The sequence below is a fragment of the Priestia sp. JNUCC 25 genome, assembly GCF_053667915.1.
Window position 1 is genome coordinate 752768 of record NZ_CM132211.1, and the last position, 14097, is coordinate 766864.

9 protein-coding genes are annotated in these 14097 nt (G+C 37.0%); 7 read left to right on the forward strand and 2 right to left on the reverse strand.

Annotation, left to right across the window (positions count from 1 at the left end; genetic code table 11):
- The first annotated feature begins 17 nt into the window (after window positions 1–17).
- Complete coding sequence (gene nasC, locus JNUCC25_RS03995; protein WP_029324799.1) at window positions 18–2168, forward strand: assimilatory nitrate reductase catalytic subunit NasC; 2151 nt, start codon at window positions 18–20, stop codon at window positions 2166–2168.
- Between the two features lie 49 nt (window positions 2169–2217).
- Here nasC and JNUCC25_RS04000 read toward each other — a convergent pair whose 3' ends face one another.
- Complete coding sequence (locus JNUCC25_RS04000; RefSeq protein ID WP_029324800.1) at window positions 2218–3399, reverse strand: MFS transporter; 1182 nt, start codon at window positions 3397–3399, stop codon at window positions 2218–2220.
- A gap of 369 nt (window positions 3400–3768) precedes the next feature.
- Here JNUCC25_RS04000 and speE point away from each other — a divergent pair, with 369 nt between their 5' ends.
- Entirely contained in the window at window positions 3769–4656 is an 888-nt protein-coding gene (gene speE, locus JNUCC25_RS04005) for a polyamine aminopropyltransferase (protein WP_029324801.1), read from the forward strand.
- Window positions 4657–4659: 3 nt separating this feature from the next.
- Here speE and JNUCC25_RS04010 read toward each other — a convergent pair whose 3' ends face one another.
- Window positions 4660–5334: a hypothetical protein gene (locus tag JNUCC25_RS04010; RefSeq protein WP_029324802.1), complete on the reverse strand. Its 675-nt coding sequence runs from the start codon at window positions 5332–5334 to the stop codon at window positions 4660–4662.
- A gap of 245 nt (window positions 5335–5579) precedes the next feature.
- Here JNUCC25_RS04010 and JNUCC25_RS04015 point away from each other — a divergent pair, with 245 nt between their 5' ends.
- Genes JNUCC25_RS04015 through JNUCC25_RS04035 form a run of 5 tightly spaced genes read left to right on the forward strand, consistent with a single transcriptional unit; the run spans window position 5580 to window position 14095 of the window.
- The gene (locus tag JNUCC25_RS04015; protein ID WP_078081475.1) at window positions 5580–8201 is read left to right on the forward strand and encodes a putative amidoligase domain-containing protein; all 2622 of its coding nucleotides are present in this window, start codon (window positions 5580–5582) and stop codon (window positions 8199–8201) included.
- Window positions 8198–9607 carry a Mur ligase family protein gene (locus tag JNUCC25_RS04020; RefSeq protein WP_064471320.1) on the forward strand — a complete coding sequence of 470 codons (1410 nt, stop codon included), beginning with the start codon at window positions 8198–8200 and terminating at the stop codon, window positions 9605–9607. The genes JNUCC25_RS04015 and JNUCC25_RS04020 overlap by 4 nt, the downstream gene beginning before the upstream one ends.
- A gap of 13 nt (window positions 9608–9620) precedes the next feature.
- Window positions 9621–11138 carry a phosphoenolpyruvate mutase gene (gene aepX / locus JNUCC25_RS04025; protein WP_013055492.1) on the forward strand — a complete coding sequence of 506 codons (1518 nt, stop codon included), beginning with the start codon at window positions 9621–9623 and terminating at the stop codon, window positions 11136–11138.
- Window positions 11131–12261 carry a phosphonopyruvate decarboxylase gene (aepY, locus tag JNUCC25_RS04030; protein WP_029324806.1) on the forward strand — a complete coding sequence of 377 codons (1131 nt, stop codon included), beginning with the start codon at window positions 11131–11133 and terminating at the stop codon, window positions 12259–12261. The genes aepX and aepY overlap by 8 nt, the downstream gene beginning before the upstream one ends.
- Window positions 12254–14095, forward strand: coding sequence for a 2-aminoethylphosphonate aminotransferase (locus tag JNUCC25_RS04035; protein WP_263033162.1), 1842 nt, complete (start codon window positions 12254–12256; stop codon window positions 14093–14095). The genes aepY and JNUCC25_RS04035 overlap by 8 nt, the downstream gene beginning before the upstream one ends.
- Window positions 14096–14097: the final 2 nt, after the last annotated feature.

Sequence of the window (14097 nt, forward strand, 5' to 3'; positions counted from 1 at the left end):
AAGAAGGGTGACCTACGATGACTGAGATGCTATTGAAATATTTTCGTGAGCAGCAAAAGCAAGTTGAAACCGAGCGTATCTATAATACTCAGTGTCCTTACTGCAGCATGCAGTGCAAAATGCAGTTAGTTGAACAAACACATGTAAAAAGGAAAACGTATAAAACAATTGGAACAGATAACCCTACCTCTCAAGGAAGGTTATGTATCAAAGGAATGAATGCGCATCAGCATCCTTTGCATAAAGATCGGATTCAATATCCTTTATTAAAAGTAAACGGAGAGTTTGTAAAGATTTCTTGGAAAGAAGCTCTTCACTATATTAAAGAAAACGTTACAGAGATTCAAGAGAAGAATGGAGCAGATGCGCTAGGTGTTTATGGAAGTGCCTCTATTACAAATGAAGAAGCTTATTTATTAGGGAAATTTGCTCGAGTTGCGTTAAAAACAAAGTATATTGATTACAATGGACGCTTATGTATGTCGGCTGCTGCTTCTGCTGCTAGTAAAACATTTGGCATGGACAGAGGATTTACGAATAGCTTGCAAGAGATTCCGTTTACTGAATGTATTATGTTAGCTGGAACAAATATTGCGGAATGTCAGCCAACAATTATGCCTTATTTTGAGAAAGCAAAAGAAAACGGAGCTTTTATTATTGCAATTGATCCAAGAGAAACAGCTACAACTAAAATAGCTGATTTACACTTGAAACTTAAGCCGGGGAGCGACGCGGCATTAGCCAATGGAATCTTGAAGGTTCTTATCGAAGAAAATTATCTAGATGAACGATTTCTACAAGAACGTGTCAATGGATTTGAAGAAGTAATTCAATATGTGGCGTCTCTGGAATTTAATATCATTGAAGAAATAACGGGAGTGCCACTTGAAGAGATGTACCAAGCTGCCCGTATGTTTGGCCAAAGAAAAACGGGAATGATTTTTACCGCTAGAGGGGTAGAGCAGCAAACAGACGGAAGTGCTGCGGTGCAAAATTTTTTGAATATTCTACTTTCTGTTGGGAAAATTGGTAAACCTCGCTGCGGATATGGGGCCATTACTGGTCAAGGAAATGGGCAAGGAGCCCGAGAGCATGGTCAAAAAGCGGATCAGCTTCCAGGCTACCGTTCAATCGAAAACCACGAGCACCGGATGTATATAGCGGATGTGTGGAACATAGAGGAGAAAGATCTTCCTAGAAAAGGTGTTTCTGCATATGAGATGATTGAAAAAATTCATGATGGTGAAATTAAAGGGTTGTTTTTGATGTGTTCAAATCCAGCAGTTTCAAATCCAAACGCTAATTTTGTTAAGAAGGCTTTTGAAAAGCTTGAATTTCTAGTAGTAGCAGATATGTTTGAATCAGAAACGGCAAAATTAGCAAACTTGATCTTACCAGCATCTTCCTACTTGGAAGATGAAGGAACCATGACAAATATAGAAGGAAGAGTTACATTACGCGAAGCTAGCTTTCCATGCCATGGCGAAATCAAACACGACTGGGAAATACTATGTGAAATTGCTAAAGTTTTAGGAAAAGAGGAACATTTTTCATTTGCATCAGCTGAAGAAATATTTAATGAACTGCGAATAGCAAGTAAAGGAGGGATCGCCGATTACTCCGGTATTACGTACGAACGATTACGAGAGGAAAAAGGAATTTTATGGCCATGCAGAAGCTTAACAGATAAAGGAACCGAGCGCCTGTTTGAGACGCGTTTTGCTCATAGTGATGGAAAAGCGATGATGGTCCCTGTCTCGAATCAAGCTATTGTTCCTAAAGCAAAAATAACCGAAAAATATCCTCTCTATTTAACAACGGGGAGAGTGATGTCGCACTATTTAACGGGTGTACAAACGCGAAAAAGTGCGTCTTTATCTGCTAGAAATTTCGAATCTTTTATGGAAATCCACCCTTCAACAGCGAAAAAATATGAAATTTCGAATCAAGAATTAGTACAAATTGAATCTTCATATGGAAGGATTGTGGTAAGAAGCAAATTTTCAGAGGGCATTCGGCCAGATACCGTATTTGTTCCTTTTCACTGGGCGGATTCTCAAAATGTTAATAACCTTGTCTCTGAGAAATTAGATCCTGCCTGTAAGATGCCAGGGTTTAAAGTAAGTGCTGTGAATATTAGCCCTTCTGTAAAAAGAAGCAGCTATTAAAAATGCTGATGCAAAAAGCCTCTTGAAAAAAGAGGCTTTTTACATGGAATCAGGCAAGGTGCTTTTGGTTAATACGTACATCTTGTTTTTTGAATCCAGAATAATTCAGTAAGAGACAGAATAGGGCAAAAAGCGCTAGTAAGGAAAAACCGACAACGTAATCTCCGCTTGTATCTTTTATAAAGCCTAGCACAATAGGGGGAAAGAAGCCGCCTACTCCTCCGAATGCCCCTACGATCCCGGTAACAGCTCCAATATTTCCTGTTGAAACAGATGGGACCATTTTAAAAACAGCTCCATTTCCGATACCAAGAGTAATGGCTGCAAGTAAACAACCTACGCTAAATAAGGAGAAGGCAGTGATGGTAAATGCAATAAATAACCCTATTAGTAGCATTCCGGTAAAGACGAAGGTGAGTACTTTTTTTGCTCCGAAGACATCCGATAAATATCCTCCAAGAGGTCGTACAAACGTTGCTAGTACGACAAATCCAGCTGTTTTTAGCCCACTGTCTACAGTTGAAGCATTAAATTGATCATGCAAAATGGTAGGGAGATAGATGCTGAACGTTACAAATCCACCAAATGTTAAAAAATAGAAAATGGATAAAAACCACGTTTCTTTAAATTTTAATACCGATAAAGATTCCTGCAGCGTTTTGGGGGAAGCAGCAGAAGGCTGGTCTGAAGTTCCTACCCATAATAAAAGAGCCATTAAGGCTACCGCAATTGCTAAACTCCAAAATACCCAAGGCAAGCCAAAAGAAGAAAAGATAAGTGGAATACTAAAGCTTGCTACCGCCGATCCTAAGTTGCCCATCCCGGCAATTCCTAAAATAAAACCTTGCTTTTGAGGTGAATACCATTTAGAGACATATGTAATGGAAATAGCAAATGTTGTTCCAGCCATGCCGATAAAAAATGCCCAAAAGAGCAGCATGGAATAAGAATGAGTAAAGCCTGCACAAATGGTAGGGAGTAAAAGAGCCAGCATAGTCAAAGAATAGACTTTTCTTCCCCCGAAGCGATCTGTTAAAATCCCCATCGGAATTCGCATGAGGGAACCTAATAAGACGGGAGTGGCAATTAAGATACTTTTTTCAGCATTGGTTAATGAATACATCACTTGAATATCTGCAGCGATAGGCGCGAAGACAGACCATACTGAAAAAGCAATAATCATAGATAAAGTCGAGATAAGAAGTACAGATAAGGGCCGTTTAGAAAACATTGCTTAAAAACCTCCTTTTTTATATGCAGCGTAAAGCTGTTGCAATATGGTAATTATGATACTACGCTTTCTTTCTTATGTATCATTCTGTGTTAGGTTTTCTTCCGTACTTTTGCTGAAGAACGGACGCAGATAAAAGTGGAGAGATAACTTAGACTTACACTCTATCTAAGTGCTGATGAAGAAACGGTTAAAAAGCTTTGAAAGAACAGTAAGTAGAAATATTGTCGAAAGAATGGAAGAAAAATTGAAATTAGAAGAGATTAATAGAGTAAGCATCTATAAATTTGTGCTATCGAATTATAGCGAAATAAAAAATAATTCATATTTTATATAGAACACAAATTTTTGAAATAGAAGGTGGAAAAAGTGACAGAAAAGCATCCTCTTTCAGGTTATAAAAAGGATGATAACGGAGTGCTCTGGATATGGAGTTACGTTGGACAGGCTAGAGTGACAATGGGGTATAAAGTAAAAAGCCTGCTTCACTATGAGCAATCTTCCTATCAACAAATCAGTATTGTGGATACAAAATGGTATGGGAAAATGTTGGTGCTAGATGGTACTCCACAAATTTCAACAGGAGAAGGGTTTATTTATAATGAAATGATTAGCCATGTGCCAATTATAACGCATTCAAATCCCAAAAAAGTTGCGATGATTGGCGGAGGAGACTGCGGTCCTGCACGGGAGGCCATGAAGTATGACGGAATTCAACAAATTGATGTAGTCGAAATCGATCCAAAAGTTACAGAAATCTGCCGCACATGGCTAACTCCGGCTTCTTGTTATGATGGTGAAACCAGGCTCAATATGATACATCGCGATGGAATAGATTGGATTCAAGAACACAAGGGAGTTTATGATGTTCTCATAATTGATCGGCCTGACCCTGTTGGACCGGGAAAAAAACTATTTCAACCTGATTTTTATCAATATGTCTACAACAGCCTTAAGGATGATGGCGTGGTTGTTTTTCAATCAGGATCTCCTTACTACAATACTTCTACATTACAAGGCACAATTAAAAATCTAAAGGAGCTATTTCCAATTGTCCGCACATATTTAGTGACTATACCTCTTTTCCCTTGCGGCATTTGGAGTTTTACGATTGCTTCTAAAAAAATGGATCCTCTTCAGGCCGATTTGACGAAGCTAGAGCATACAGATACTCAATATATTGATCCTGAAATTTTCCGTGCATCATTTGTTTTACCTAAATATATAAAAGAAATAGTAGACGGAAAAGATTCCTAAAAACTAAGTAGCGACGAATGTTTGTTGAAAGTCATCAATAATCTCGGAAAATATATTTGTTATAGTAGTTCTGTGTTTGCTGCGCAGGGTCCGGGATAATTCAATTTGAAATGTATTAAAATTATGACTGTAACCTAAATAGCGGCTGTTGTCGCCTTTTCTGTGAAAGGCAATTGATTCGTTTCCAACAAATTTATTATCAAATATTACATGGATTTTCGGGAACGAATCTTCAGATTTTTTAGTCAGCGCCTGTTGAAACCAATCTTTAACTTCCTTTGAGCAAGATTGTCCATATAAAGTCCCCACTTCAATTGCATAAGGTCCGTAATGTGTATCCTTCATTCCATGAAAAGATAAATGCAAATAGGGCGTTAGAAGGCGATTATTACTATCTGCTATTTTTAAATATTTAACAATTTCTTGGATTGTTCTTCTATATTCATGTATCCCCTCATGGTTTGTTTCATTTAGATTTCTATTTAAATCTGCTATGGTTCTGGAAACCGTACTAACGATTCCTGCACATCCTGTTTTCTTGACTAAATTTTCTACAACTTTATCCGTAAATAAATCAGCAGCAGGTGGTTCTGCATGAAGTGCATCCACATGACAGCTTATAAAACCAGTTCCTTTGTTGTATTTTAAGTAGTTTCCATGAATGAATTTTAATGTCATTGACTATTTCTCCTTTTATATCGTTTGAAATCTATCCTTTCTATAATAAATGCAGTGAAAATAAAATCGGTGAATTATTACACGTGTTAAATACATACATAAAAAGTTTTTAGAGATGGTGGAGATAAATAGATAAATGTACAGGATTATTTTGAATAGTTACATACTATATGAGTAGCTGATTATTGTTATAAGGCATTAAAGTAGCAAAATACGATAGAAAGTTCTAATTAGGAGGCTTTAAAATGGATCCAATGAGAGAAGAGTTAGGGATATTATCTGATAAAGAAATGACGTTGCAAACTCTTAATCTGAATAATATACCGTCTGTTGAATTAGTTGACCCCAAAACCTGTTCATATCCAGTGATAGGGAGGAAGTATGGTCACCATAGCGGAAGAGATATTGTTATCGTAAATACAAAGGATCAAGCAATATATGAAGGATATGACTATTTTACGAAAATATATGCAATAGACAAAGAATATTGTCTAGAAGTAGAAGGACTGAGCGTAAAAACAGTACAAGTAGTGACCAGTGAACATGTTGTATTTAATGAAATACCCATTCGAACGCAAGCCTTCGGCTGGAAATTAGAACAGGTAAACGGCATGGATGTACCGGAAATGCTGATGAACGTAGCCATTCGAGCGCTCTACGTAACGGGAGCTAAAAGCGGCTTTGTCAAAATGGGGGTATTAGAAAATGGAGAGTGTATCGTCACAGATATTAACTCATCAGAAAGTGAATGGATAGAAAATCCATTAAAGCCTAGCGTTCCTTTTAGCATGGGTGCTGACGTTGAGTTTATGTTAAGTTGTGATGGAGAGCTTCTACCAGCTTCTACTTTTTTTTCTGTTGAAGGTCCGGTAGGCTGTGATGAAAGACAAATAGAGCAAGATAGCGGTGAGTATGCATTAGTAGAAGTTAGGCCTGAAAAAGCAAATTCATCAACAGAACTATTTGAGAATATCCAAAAGTTAATAGAAAAAGCATCTGCACAGGTACCATATGAAAATATTCATTTTCGGGCAGGCAGCATGCCGTTTTCAGGGTATCAATGTGGAGGACATATTCATTTTGGTATTCCGCTTTCTTTATCCTTATTAAGAGCTCTTGACCACTACCTTGCTATTCCAGTAGCGCTGATAGAAGAATCTAAGACCGCTAAACTCAGACGGAAAACGAACCATGGAGGTCTTGGACGCTATCGTGAGAAATCGTATGGATTTGAGTATTTAACTTTAAGCTCTTGGATTATCGACCCTAGAATTACTCTCTCCACTTTAGCTCTTGCTCAGCTAGTTGCTACCCATCATCATGAATTAAAAAGCGAATTTTTATTTCATCCACTTACGCAGCGTGCCTACTATCAAGGGAATAAAATCTTTCTTAAACGAATGTGGAAAGATATCAAAGCCAATCTTATGAAAACATCCAGCTATCCACACTATCAAAATGAACTATCTTTTCTATTTGAAATGATAGAAAAAGAAATTCCTTGTGATGAATCAAATGATATTCGCCGGAATTGGAATGTAAAGATTTCTAAAGAAATCTATGACCGCGGACATATTATCCAAATCCCCAAAAAGCTCCGTTTAAAATACGGCCTCAAAGAGGGGCAGTCTACGATGGTTAGTGCAGGAAAGGCAATATCAACTGCAACTGTTCATTCTTATCCTTTTTCATTTCGCCATCCAAATATGGTTCAACTCTCTAAATCTCTCCGTGATAAACTATCTCTCCCGAAAGATTGGTGCCCCAAGCTATCAGCTTCAGAAGGCATCATAACTTTAGGTCCTATCATTGGCATTCTTGCTAACCGTCCTTTTGAAAGACAAACAACCTATTTCCATCATCTATGTCGCTTAGCAAATGAAAAGCGAATGCTTGTATATGTGTTTGAACCCGAAGATATTGATTGGGAGAAAAAATTGGTTAAAGGAACAACCATTAACGGTGAAGGGCTTTTTCCTTTTCCTGCTGTTATCTATGACCGTTATTTCATAGATAGTAGAAAAAATATTTTAATAGATGAAGTAAGGGCAAAACTTCAGGCGATTTATAAAATTCCTTTTGTTAATTCTTCAAATTTGTTTCAGCTCACGGGAGATAAGTGGGCAACATATGAACTTCTTATGAAAGAATATGAAGAATTTCTTCCAGAGTCACGTCTCGTACAAAAATCTGCTGACATTGCAGAAATGCTTGATAGCTACGGAGAAGTCTATTTAAAACCGCTTGGCGGGGCCTTAAGTAAAGGAGTCATGCGTATCGTTCGCCGACCAACAGGCATCTTTTGGTTTGATCTTAATAAAAAAGAGCTGCATCAATTCAGTAATATGGAAGAATTATTTACTTTGCTCTCTCCTTTGATGAAAAACAATCCTTATCTTGTTCAAGAAGGAATTCGCAGAAAACAGCATAAAGATAAAAATTTAGAAATACGGGTTTATATGCAAAAAAATGAAAAGCAAATTTGGCTTCGAACGGGTATGGTTGCGCGTCTCACTGGTGAAGATGTGCTAACGGAAGATTCTGAAACGAATATGCGCCTCAGTAAAATATTAAACAGTTTATATCCCGATCCAACAGACAGAAGGCTCATTATAAACCAATTAGCTAAAATATCTAAAAATATTGTTGCAACAGTAGAGGAGAAAGTGGGTCCTTTTGGGGAGCTGGCGGTAGATTTATGTATAGATCAGTACGGTTCCATAAAGTTACTTGAAATAAATGCAAAACCAGATAGTCTATTCTCACAAATTAGAGCCTACAAGCTGCGTACTTTGGCGGGGATTCGCCTGCTCAATTATGCGTCTTCACTGGCTGGCTACGAAGAAGAAAAGGAGGATTTAACATGAAGCACTTCACATTAAATAAAATCCTTAAACAAACGGGGGGAGACCTTTGTTATGGATCAGGAAATCCTGTTATTAAACATGCTATAAACTACGCTAAAAAGGATATAGAGGATCATACACTCATCTTTCATTTAGATAGAGAACCGATTAGAGGGAAGTATTGGAAAGAAAATCATTCAATTGTCGTTATAACAGATCACCCTGAGCTGTGCACGAACTTAGAGGGAAATATTATTCTTGTTAAAACAGCTCAATTAGAAGAGGCTTATTGGAAATTTATCGAATACTACCGAGGGCTTTTTGATCTTCCTGTTATTGGTGTTACAGGAACTTGTGGAAAAACGACCACGAAAGAGATGATCCGACAAATATTAATTGAAGATTATAAAGTGAAAGCTACGTGGATGAGTATGAATTCTATGTCTGTAAATCTACGTTATTTAACAGGTATTGATGATACGACAGAAGTAGCTGTTTTTGAAATGCCGGTCGCTTATCCGGGCTATTTAAAAGTTGCGTGTCGCTACTTTCAGCCACAAATACGAATTCTATTAAATATAGGCGTGCACCATCTCGCTGATTGTGAAACACCTGAAGAATATATGAAAGCAAAAGCCGAAATTGTAGAAGGCTTAGATCCAAATAGCGGCATTTTGATTTTAAACGCAGATGATGAAAATATTAAGAGAGTGCTTGATGTTAGTCATCTTCAAGGTGTTGTATATATAGGTAAAGGTGATGATTCCCAATTTCAAGCAAAAGATATTAAATATGCTAAGGGAGGAATGGCTTTCACTTTAAAGTACCAAAACAAAGAGTACGATGCCTTTATCCCTGGATATGGTGAACATAATGTGTATAATGCACTGGCTGCCATTGCTGCAGTATTTTATGTGGGAGTTGATATTTCCGTTGCCATACAAAGACTTAGCTTATTTGAACAAGTAGAAGAACATTTGGAATTTAAAAGAGGACTGAATGAATGTACGGTAATTAACGACACATGGAACTCTTCACCTTTATCGATGGCTACAGCTCTTGGAGTTCTTAGTGATATGTCAAAAGAGAAACAGTCTATCGCTTTATTAGGCTACATGCCTCAACTAGGAGAAGGACCATATGCAATTAAACAATATGAAGATATGGGAAAAAAAGCAGCGGAATCCAAAATTGACATTCTAGTTGTAGTAGGAGATGAAGCAAAAGCTATTGGAACAGGAGCTTTAAAATGTGGAATGGACCCTAATAAAGTCTATTTTTGCAAGACTGGTGATGAAGTATACAATGTGCTAGCTCCATATTTAAATGAAAATACAATAATTTTATTAAAAGTAACGCACCGTGTTATGACAAAACCTACTTTTAAAGAATTAAGAAATAAACTTATTCCAGACAACGCAGAGTAAAAGGAGGATAGACATGAAGAAGACTAAACAGCTAAGAGAGTTGATAGAAAGTAAACAGCTAGAGTTTATTATGGAGGCTCACAGTGCGCTATCTGCAAAGATTGTAGAAGAAGCTGGGTTCAAAGGGATATGGGCCAGCGGCCTGTCATTATCTGCAGCACTGGGTGTAAGAGATAATAACGAGGCTTCATGGACACAGGTGTTAGACATCTTAGAGTTTATGAGTGACGCAACGTCCGTTCCAATTCTTCTTGATGGTGATACAGGCTATGGGAACTTTAATAATGCAAGAAGATTAGTTAAGAAATTGGAGCAGCGAGACATTCCAGGCGTATGTATTGAAGATAAATTGTTTCCAAAAACAAACTCATTTATTAAAGGTGAAGCACAGCCGCTTGCAGATATTAATGAATTTTGCGGCAAAATTAAAGCAATGAAAGATAGCCAAAATGACGAAGATTTTGTAGTGGTATCGCGTGTAGAAGCTTTTATTGCAGGGTGGGGGCTGAAGGAAGCTTTAAAGCGTGCAGAAGCTTATCGCCAAGCAGGAACCGACGCCGTTTTGATTCATAGTAAAAGGTCAGATATGACAGAGATTGAAGCTTTTATGAAAGAGTGGGGAAACAGGCTTCCGGTTATTATTGTTCCAACCAAATATTATTCGGTTCCAACTGATAAATTTAGTGATTTAGGAATTAGCTTGAGCATTTGGGCCAACCATAACTTAAGATCTTCCATTACAGCTATGCAAAAAACGTCCGCTCAGATTTATTGCGATAAAAGTTTGATTAATGTAGAAAAAAATGTCTCTCCGCTTGAGGAAGTTTTCCGTCTTCAAAAAGCTGAAGAGCTCGATATGGCAGAGAAACTTTATTTAAGCTCTGCCAATCATAGCACGAACGCTATGATTCTGGTAAAAGAATCAGCAAATGAAGCTTTGATAACCGAGCAGATAAATCAGTTAAAAAAAGTCGGCGTGACAAATAGTATAAAAGCAGGTTCTAACAAAGCTATGGAAGATAAGGCGTTTCCTAATAAAGGAGAATTATATCATCTCTATGCTGCAAGAGATAAGCTAGGAACGGCTACTTTAATAAGCGATAGTAACATCGTATATAAAACACATGTTTTTGAGGAGTTAATTCATGAAAGTGGCGATATCACTATCGTAGCAGGAGCTGATTATGAGTTAAAAGGGAATCAAACATCTTATGTAACTGCTAAACTTCCCTATTCCAAGCAGCTGTATTCTAAAACAGTAGACTTGATTCAAATGTCGTGCAATCCAAACTCTAACAACATTCATGGTGAATTCATTGGTCTTTGGAAAGTTTCTGGAAAAGGCACTGAGGTTGTAAAAAAAGCTTTGGAAGAACTGGCACAAAGAAAAGATTTTGCTCAGCTCACGTTTTCTGATTTCTTTAATTATATTAATCTAATTCACCCAGTTGCTGTTAAATATACGATGGGGTCATGGATAGATACCGAAACGTATACAAAGATTCAAAAAGATGGTGGGAAAAATGATTAGTACGCCCGTATTTGGAACTCAATTAAAAAAACTAGGTTTTCAATTTTATAGCGGGGTTCCTTGTTCCTATCTTAAACATCTTATTAACTACGCTATCAACGAATGTGAATATGTTGCAGCAGCAAACGAAGGAGAAGCGGTAGCGATTGCTGCTGGGGCATCAATTGCTGGCAACAAAGCGGTTGTTTTAATGCAGAACTCCGGATTAGCAAATGCTGTTTCCCCTTTAACCTCTCTTATTCATCCGTTTAAAATTCCTGTCCTTGGATTTGTCAGTTTTCGCGGAGAACCTGGATGTCCAGATGAACCACAGCATGAATTAATGGGAGAAATTACTCCTGCCCTACTAAATACGATGAAAATAAAATGGGAATATTTATCTTTTGATTTTGAGGAAGTTAAAAAACAATTACAGCGGGCTAATCAAGCTGTTGAAAATAATGAAAGCTACTTCTTTATTGTAAAAAAAGGAACGTTTGAGCCAGTTAAGCTTTTAGAAAAATCAATAAAAAACGTTACTCCTAAAATGAAAAGTGAACAGATAACAACCGACGAGTTACCTTCAAGGTATGAGGCATTACAAGTAGTTAATTCATTAAAAGACAACGATACTATTCAATTGGCCGCTACAGGAAAAACAGGAAGAGAGCTTTACGAAATAGAAGACGCAAGAAATAATTTTTATATGGTTGGATCTATGGGGTGCGTTAGTTCCATTGGTTTAGGCTTAGCTTTGAGCAGAAATGAAAAGAACATCATTACAATTGATGGAGACGGAGCGTTGCTTATGCGCATGGGAAATCTAGCAACCAACGGATACTACTGTCCAGCAAATTTATTACACATTCTTTTAGACAATCAAACCCATGACTCTACAGGGGGACAACATACGGTCTCTCATAACATTAATTTTGTAGATATTGCTTCTTCCTGTGGGTATCAAAATTCCATTCATGTTCATAACTTATATGAGTTAGAGACGTATATCAAACAGTGGAAAAGTGATAAAAAATTAACGTTTTTATATCTTAAAATAGCGAAAGGATCTAAAAAGAACCTGGGGCGTCCTGAAATGAAGCCTTATGAAGTCAGAGAAAGACTGCAGGTGTTTTTAGATGATTAAAACAGCTGTTATTCTAGCTGCAGGGATGGGGAGCAGGATTCGTAAAAGAGCTGGAAACCGCCCTAAAGGTTTTTTGATGATTGATGAAAAATCGATTATTGAACATTCCATTTCCAAGTTAATAGAAGCAGGAGTCAAGACGATTTTTATTGGAACAGGTTATATGAAAGAAGAATATGAAAAGCTAATGGTTAGATATCCTCAAATAAAATGTGTTTATAATTCTAGATACGAAACAACGGGAAGTCTGTTTACGCTGTATCAATTTAAAAATTATATTAAAGAAGATTTTTTACTATTGGAATCGGATGTAATTTATGAAAAGAATGCGTTGGAAACATTAGTAAATCATTCGAGATCAGATGTCATACTAGCGAGTAAATTGAACGGTGCTGGCGATGAAGTTTATATTGAAGCTGATGAAGATAATAACCTTAAGAATATGTCAAAACAAAAAGAAGAGTTGAATAGTATCTATGCAGAACTAGTTGGTTTAACCAAACTCTCTTATGCTACATTTCAGAGACTTTGTGATGAAGCAAATACGCTGTTTCAGTTTAATCAAACGATCGATTATGAATATGGCCTCGTTAAAATTTCCGAAAAAGCAAATGTGTATGTTCATAAACTGGATAATTTGGCATGGTGTGAAGTGGATGATGAAGATCACTGGGCAAGAGCAACTACTATTGTTTATCCGATTATTAAAGCTCGAGAAGGTATTCCACATACAGTTAAAAGAAATATACTCCTAAACCCCGGACCGGCAACTACAACAGATACCGTCAAATATGCTCAAATAGTGGAGGACATTTGCCCGAGAGAAAAACAATTTGGAGAGACAATGGAATTTATCTCTGCTGAACTAACAAAATTTGTTGGGAATCCAGAGAAGTATACTACGGTATTATTCGGCGGATCTGGAACGGCGGCAGTGGAATCGATTTTAAGTTCAGTAATTGATAACGGTACGGTTGTTATTATCAATAATGGTCCATACGGTGAAAGAATGTGTAAAATCGCTGAAATTTATGGACTGAATTATTTAGAATATAAAAGCTCCGCCCAGCAGGCTATTGATATGAACGACTTAAAAATTTTTATAAAAAAGATTTCAACGAACGTTTCCTATCTGGCGCTTGTTCACTGTGAAACTTCCACGGGGCTTCTTAATGATATTGAACAAATTGGGGAATTTTGTGCAGTGAAAAATATCGAAATGATTGTGGATGCAATGAGTTCGTATGCAGCTGTTCCAATTGACATGCAAAAAATGAATATAAGCTATCTGGCCGCAAGTGCAAATAAGAACCTTCAAGGAATGGCAGGCGTGTCGTTTGTTATAGCAAATAAAGACCGGTTAGAAAAAACGGAGCAAATAAAGCCTCGTAACCTTTATCTTCATTTATATGATCAGTATCAATATTTCCAAATGAATAAACAAATGCGTTTTACTCCTCCTGTTCAGACTATGTACGCCTTAAAGCAGGCAATTATAGAAACTCAGTGGGAAGGAATTGAGAAACGATATGAACGCTACTCAAAATCATGGACTACTTTAACGGATGGAATTACTCGGCTTGGGTTAACCTATTTGGTTCCTGAAACACATCATTCTAAAATTATTACCTCTATCATCGAGCCTTCCAATAGAAAGTATAATTTTGATATTATGCATGATTTTTTTTATAAACAAGGATTCACCATTTATCCTGGTAAAATTGATAAATTAGAAACGTTTCGAATAGCAAATATTGGTGATATCACATATAGAGATATAGAAAGATTTCTTCACCTTCTTGAACAATATCTTAAAGCTTTAAAAGGAGAGTGAGA

What these genes read in the sequence shown, in the direction of transcription:
- nasC (WP_029324799.1), top strand. Translation starts at nt 18, where the DNA reads ATGACTGAGATGCTATTGAAATATTTTCGTGAGCAGCAAAAGCAAGTT.
- JNUCC25_RS04000 (WP_029324800.1), bottom strand. Translation starts at nt 3,399, where the DNA reads ATGTTTTCTAAACGGCCCTTATCTGTACTTCTTATCTCGACTTTATCT.
- JNUCC25_RS04010 (WP_029324802.1), bottom strand. Translation starts at nt 5,334, where the DNA reads ATGACATTAAAATTCATTCATGGAAACTACTTAAAATACAACAAAGGA.
- JNUCC25_RS04015 (WP_078081475.1), top strand. Translation starts at nt 5,580, where the DNA reads ATGGATCCAATGAGAGAAGAGTTAGGGATATTATCTGATAAAGAAATG.
- JNUCC25_RS04020 (WP_064471320.1), top strand. Translation starts at nt 8,198, where the DNA reads ATGAAGCACTTCACATTAAATAAAATCCTTAAACAAACGGGGGGAGAC.
- aepX (WP_013055492.1), top strand. Translation starts at nt 9,621, where the DNA reads ATGAAGAAGACTAAACAGCTAAGAGAGTTGATAGAAAGTAAACAGCTA.
- aepY (WP_029324806.1), top strand. Translation starts at nt 11,131, where the DNA reads ATGATTAGTACGCCCGTATTTGGAACTCAATTAAAAAAACTAGGTTTT.
- JNUCC25_RS04035 (WP_263033162.1), top strand. Translation starts at nt 12,254, where the DNA reads ATGATTAAAACAGCTGTTATTCTAGCTGCAGGGATGGGGAGCAGGATT.